Consider the following 5713-nt stretch of genomic DNA (forward strand, 5'->3'; position numbering starts at 1 on the left):
TTGTATATTGGTTGTGTAGGAACTCCAATAATACACGATTTTTCCGATTTGATGCATTTTTTTATACAGTGTCTAATCTGATTTTACAATTCGCCTAATTTTTTTTGAAAGATTTGCTTTGCTTATTATTTCGAAGGGAAGATTTATGTATGAAGTCACTGTTAATAGGGAGATTTGAAGGATATTCAGCACATCATTTTAAGAAGGACTTACTGTCGGGCATCATTGTTGGAATCGTAGCAATACCGCTAGCAATGTCTTTTGCGATTGCTTCAGGTGTCAAACCAGAGTATGGAATTTATACAGCTTGTATTGCCGGTATACTAATTTCTATCTTTGGTGGCTCGAAATATCAAATTGGTGGACCAACGGGTGCATTTGTGCCAATTCTTCTAGGAATCGTTCTTGCATATGGCTACGAAAATTTATTAATTGCTGGTTTGATGGCAGGGATTATGTTGTGCTTAATGGGTATTTTTAAGCTAGGCTCATTAATTAAGTTTATCCCACGTCCTGTTACAATAGGTTTTACTGCTGGTATTGCCGTGATTATTTTTACAGGACAGATAGCCAATTTTTTAGGGCTGACAAATATGAAAAGACACGAGTATTTTATTGCCAATTTAAAAGAAATTATGATGCATATTGGTACTACGAATTTTTATAGTATTGTCACAGCAATTATTTGTCTCGTTATTATTCTATTGACACCGAAAGTTTTACCGAAAGTTCCAGGAGCGTTAGCAGGCATTGTTGTTTCTACACTTATTGCAACGTTCTTTTTTTCAGGACAAGTCGCTACAATAGCAACTGCTTATGGTCAAATTCCAAGCACTTTACCGAACTTTGCGATACCAGATATCACATTAGAACGAGTTCAGCTGCTTATAGGACCAGCCTTTGTTATTGCAATGCTTGGTGGTATTGAATCACTTTTATCTGCGGTTGTCGCAGATGGTATGACAAATAGTAAACATCATAGCAATCGAGAGCTTGTAGGCCAAGGCATTGCGAATATTGTAACACCATTGTTTGGAGGAATTCCAGCAACTGGTGCTATTGCCCGTACAGCAACAAATATCAAAACAGGTGCGGTTTCGCCGATGTCAGGTATTATTCATGGTGTTTTTGTCTTAATCACTTTATTGCTATTGGCACCATATGCTTCACATATTCCTTTAGCAAGTATGGCCCCTGTCTTAATGGTTGTTGCCTGGAATATGAGTGAACAAAAGCATTTTGCACATATTGTGAAGTTGAAATCAGGAGATTCTCTGGTTTTAATCATTACCTTCCTACTGACTGTTTTTACAAGTTTAACACTAGCTGTAGAGGTTGGGCTTGTGTTAGCTGTTGTGTTATTTTCAAAACGTATGAGCGAGAAGCTTGTTGTCACAAAAGTATTACCAGATCACTCATTAAAGCATGAAAAAGTACAATCACATGTTGTTCATCAGCAGCATGATTGTCCACAAATTAGTATCTATACAATTGAAGGGCCGCTTTTTTTTGGTGCAGCGTCTACTTTTGAGCAGGCCATTGCTGCTCCTACTTATCAATCTAAAGTATTAATATTGCGTATGGGTAAAGTACCCTTTATGGACTCAACAGGTGAGACATATTTTGGAAGTATTATTCGGGATTTCAAAATGCAAGGTGGTACCATTTTAATAACAGGGCTACAGGATGAAATGAAAGCAGTGCTTCAGCACAATGGCCTATATGATGAAATAGGTGAAGCTCATTTTTATCCGCATACAGGAGAAGCAATTAATGATGCTTTTAGCTATTTAGATACAAATAAGTGTATAGGATGTAAACATTTTGCCTTCCGTGAATGTCAGGAATTATCACAATCTAAGGAAAAAAGGGATTTAATTGTACAGTAATGGTTAGCATATGAACAAAGGCTTGTGCTTTTCAACACTTTCCATTAGAATAAATGCAATACATGTAAAGACAGTGATGAGGAATAGTAAATTTGTGATTCTTTTTAGAGAGCTAGCGGCAGGTGGAAGCTAGTAGGAAAGCAGATTGAACTCACCTTCTGAGTCTGCCCGCGTGAAGCAACGCGTGCCGTTCCTTCTGCGTTAAGGAAGTTAGAGCCGAGTGTGATCACTAATTTGGGTGGTACCGCGGGAGATACGAATTCTCTCGTCCCTTTCTTAATAAAGAAAGGGACGAGTTTTTTTATTTTTTAAATATTTTGTCAATTCTTATGATGAAGAGCATGACACAATTAAAGGAGGAAAAAAAATGAGTTTTAATCATCAACAAGTCGAAAAAAAATGGCAGCAATATTGGGCTGATAATAAAACATTTAAAACAGTAAATGAAACGGATAAACCAAAATTTTATGCGTTAGATATGTTCCCATACCCATCAGGGGCAGGTCTTCATGTAGGACACCCAGAAGGTTATACAGCGACAGATATCCTGTCACGCTTCAAGCGCATGCAAGGCTTTAACGTACTACATCCAATGGGCTGGGATGCATTCGGTTTACCAGCAGAACAATACGCACTTGATACAGGGAATGATCCCGCTGAATTCACAGCAAAAAATATTGCGACATTCAAACGTCAAATTCAAGAGCTTGGCTTCAGCTATGATTGGGATCGCGAAATAAACACAACAGACCCAGAATATTATAAATGGACACAATGGATCTTTATCCAGCTATATAAAAAAGGCTTAGCCTATATAGATGAAGTGGCTGTAAACTGGTGCCCTGCATTAGGAACAGTATTGGCAAATGAGGAAGTAATTGATGGGAAATCAGAGCGTGGCAGTCATCCTGTAGAACGTCGCCCAATGAAGCAATGGATGCTAAAAATTACAGCTTATGCGGATCGTTTAATCGACGACCTAGAAGAAGTAGATTGGCCAGAGTCTATTAAAGATATGCAGCGTAACTGGATCGGTCGTTCAGAAGGGGCTGAAGTCACATTTGGTATTGATGGCTTAGATGAAAACTTTACAGTATTTACGACACGTCCAGATACATTATTTGGTGCTACATACTGTGTGCTTGCTCCTGAGCATAAATTAGTGGAGCAGATTACAACGGCTGACCAACAACAAGCAGTTGAGACTTATCTAGAAAAAGTAAAAATGAAGTCAGATTTAGAGCGTACAGATTTAGCTAAAGAAAAAACAGGCGTATTTACAGGTGCCTATGCAGTGAATCCGATTAACGGTAAAAAAGTGCCGATTTGGATTGCAGACTATGTATTAGTTTCTTATGGTACAGGTGCCATCATGGCAGTTCCAGCACATGATGAACGCGACTATGAGTTTGCTACAGAGTTTAACTTAGAGATTATTCCTGTCCTTGAAGGTGGAGACGTTAACAATGAAGCATTTACAGGTGATGGACAGCATATTAATTCCGATTTCCTTGATGGCTTAAACAAAGCGGATGGTATTGCCAAGGCGATCGAATGGTTAGAGGAAAAGGGCGTAGGAGAGAAGAAAATTTCTTATCGTCTTCGTGACTGGTTATTCTCTCGCCAGCGTTACTGGGGCGAACCTATCCCAATGATTCATTGGGAAGATGGCACGACAACAGCAGTTCCAGAATCGGAATTACCATTAATGCTTCCAAAAACAGATAATATCCGTCCTTCTGGTACAGGTGAATCACCATTGGCAAATATTGAAGAATGGGTAAATGTTGTGGACCCAGAGACAGGTAAGAAAGGACGCCGTGAAACAAATACAATGCCTCAATGGGCAGGCTCAAGCTGGTACTTCTTACGCTATATCGATCCAACAAATACAGAAGCAATAGCTGATCCAGAATTACTAAAACGCTGGTTACCAGTTGATATTTATATTGGTGGAGCAGAGCATGCTGTATTGCATTTATTATACGCACGCTTCTGGCATAAAGTATTATATGATTTAGGCGTTGTTCACACGAAAGAGCCATTCCAAAAATTATTTAACCAAGGAATGATTCTTGGTGAAGGTAATGAAAAAATGTCTAAATCCAAAGGTAATGTAGTTAATCCGGATGAAATCATTTCTTCACATGGTGCGGATACACTACGTTTATATGAAATGTTTATGGGACCACTTGAGGCGTCTGTGGCATGGTCTACAAATGGTTTAGACGGAGCACGTCGCTTCTTAGATCGTATTTGGCGTTTATTTGTCAATGAAGAAGATGGTGCAATTTCTTCAAAAATTCAAGTTTCAGATGATAAAACACTTGAAAAATCCTATCACCAAACAGTGAAAAAGGTGACTGAGGATTATGAAGGTATCCGCTTTAATACAGCTATTTCACAGATGATGGTATTCATCAATGATTGCTACAAAGCAGATGTTATTCCAGCAGCTTACGCAGATGGCTTCGTAAAAATGCTAGCACCAATCGTTCCACATATTGCCGAGGAATTATGGCAGCTATTAGGACATAATGCAACACTTGTTTATGAGCAGTGGCCAGCATATGATGAGTCTAAACTTGTGGATGATGAAGTGGAAATCGCTGTGCAAGTTGCAGGTAAAGTACGAGCAAAAATTATCGTAGCAAAAGATGCTTCTAAGGAAGAAATCGAAAAAGTAGCACTTACTGACAGCAAGGTTCAAGAGCATATGACAGGCAAAGACTTAGTAAAAGTCATTGTTATTCCAGGTAAGCTTGTGAATATCGTAGTAAAATAATGATAAAAAAGTGTCCGAAATTTTTTTATTAAAAGTCAACAATTTGTATACAATTGTTAATGTAACAATACTTTTATAAAAGGTTGCACATTTTAATTAAAAAAATTAAGACTGAATCTAATATAAACCCTATAAGATAGACACTTTGAAAAAAGTCTATCCTATAGGGTACTTTTGTTTATAATGAGAAAAAAGATGTTGGAGTAGAGTGTAATGACCAAAAGATATTTTACAAAAAATGAACAAAAACAGCTAAAATGTAATCCGAATGTGTTCAAGTGATATGATTCACAAATCGTCCTATATTACATAAAGAAAGAAATAGCTCTCTAGGCAACAAAAAAGCAGTCAATCTTTTTAGATTAACAGTTCTTTAAACTAGAATTTATAAAAGCTTCTGGTAAAGTTCAAATTTATCTAAACCATATTCACTATATCCTAAATCTATTGTATCAATATAAAAAAACATATTTTCTATAAAGTTTTATAGCTGGTTTATTTTCTCCATATACATCCAAACGAATAACTTTTATAATCATTTCTTCGCTATATTGGATAATAAAGTCCATAAGCCTTTTTTCCAATTCCCTTTTTAAGATATTTAGGATGTACAGTAAAAGTATATAACCAATATATCTTCATAATCTAAATTGATATTCCAATTAGCTTTTGAATAACCTAATTCTTGCTCATGTCGTAATATAACAGTGCCAACAATACGATTACTATTTCTAATCACATATAAATTACCTTCCTGTATGCCATTTATTGCAGTTTCTTTTACTGGATAAATTCCTTTTTCCATCCAGGGTAATTTATATGAGAATCAAGGTAATCATTTAAATCATTATATAAAGGTTCAATTTCCTCTATATTATATTTTGTTCCTTTTTCAGTCTTCATAATTTTTCACCTTTATATTTAGTTTGATTACTAAATATAAACATGTTGTTGAAATACTATTATGTCAATGAAATCAAGGTGACAAATAAAAAAATATAGCTCTTTTTCAAAACGAGGGGTTGATCTCCGTTCCGAC

General features: G+C 36.4%; 3 protein-coding genes and 1 other annotated feature. Of the genes, 2 read left to right on the forward strand and 1 reads right to left on the reverse strand.

Annotated elements, in window-relative coordinates; translation table 11 throughout:
* The first annotated feature begins 149 nt into the window (after positions 1 to 149).
* Together ACQKIM_RS27480 and leuS are read left to right on the forward strand one after the other, a co-directional pair.
* Positions 150 to 1889, forward strand: a complete 1740-nt coding sequence (locus tag ACQKIM_RS27480; protein WP_427550062.1) for a SulP family inorganic anion transporter — start codon at positions 150 to 152, stop codon at positions 1887 to 1889.
* 64 nt (positions 1890 to 1953) lie between these two features.
* Positions 1954 to 2165: a binding site (T-box leader), on the forward strand.
* A gap of 91 nt (positions 2166 to 2256) precedes the next feature.
* On the forward strand, positions 2257 to 4674 hold the full coding sequence (gene leuS / locus ACQKIM_RS27485) for a leucine--tRNA ligase (RefSeq protein ID WP_427550064.1): 2418 nt from the start codon (positions 2257 to 2259) through the stop codon (positions 4672 to 4674).
* Between the two features lie 780 nt (positions 4675 to 5454).
* On the opposite strand, the gene ACQKIM_RS27490 is transcribed toward leuS, so the two are convergent.
* Positions 5455 to 5577, reverse strand: coding sequence for a hypothetical protein (locus ACQKIM_RS27490; RefSeq protein ID WP_427550066.1), 123 nt, complete (start codon positions 5575 to 5577; stop codon positions 5455 to 5457).
* Positions 5578 to 5713: the final 136 nt, after the last annotated feature.

Source organism: Lysinibacillus sp. NPDC047702 (genome assembly GCF_050272555.1).
GTDB lineage: Bacteria > Bacillota > Bacilli > Bacillales_A > Planococcaceae > Lysinibacillus.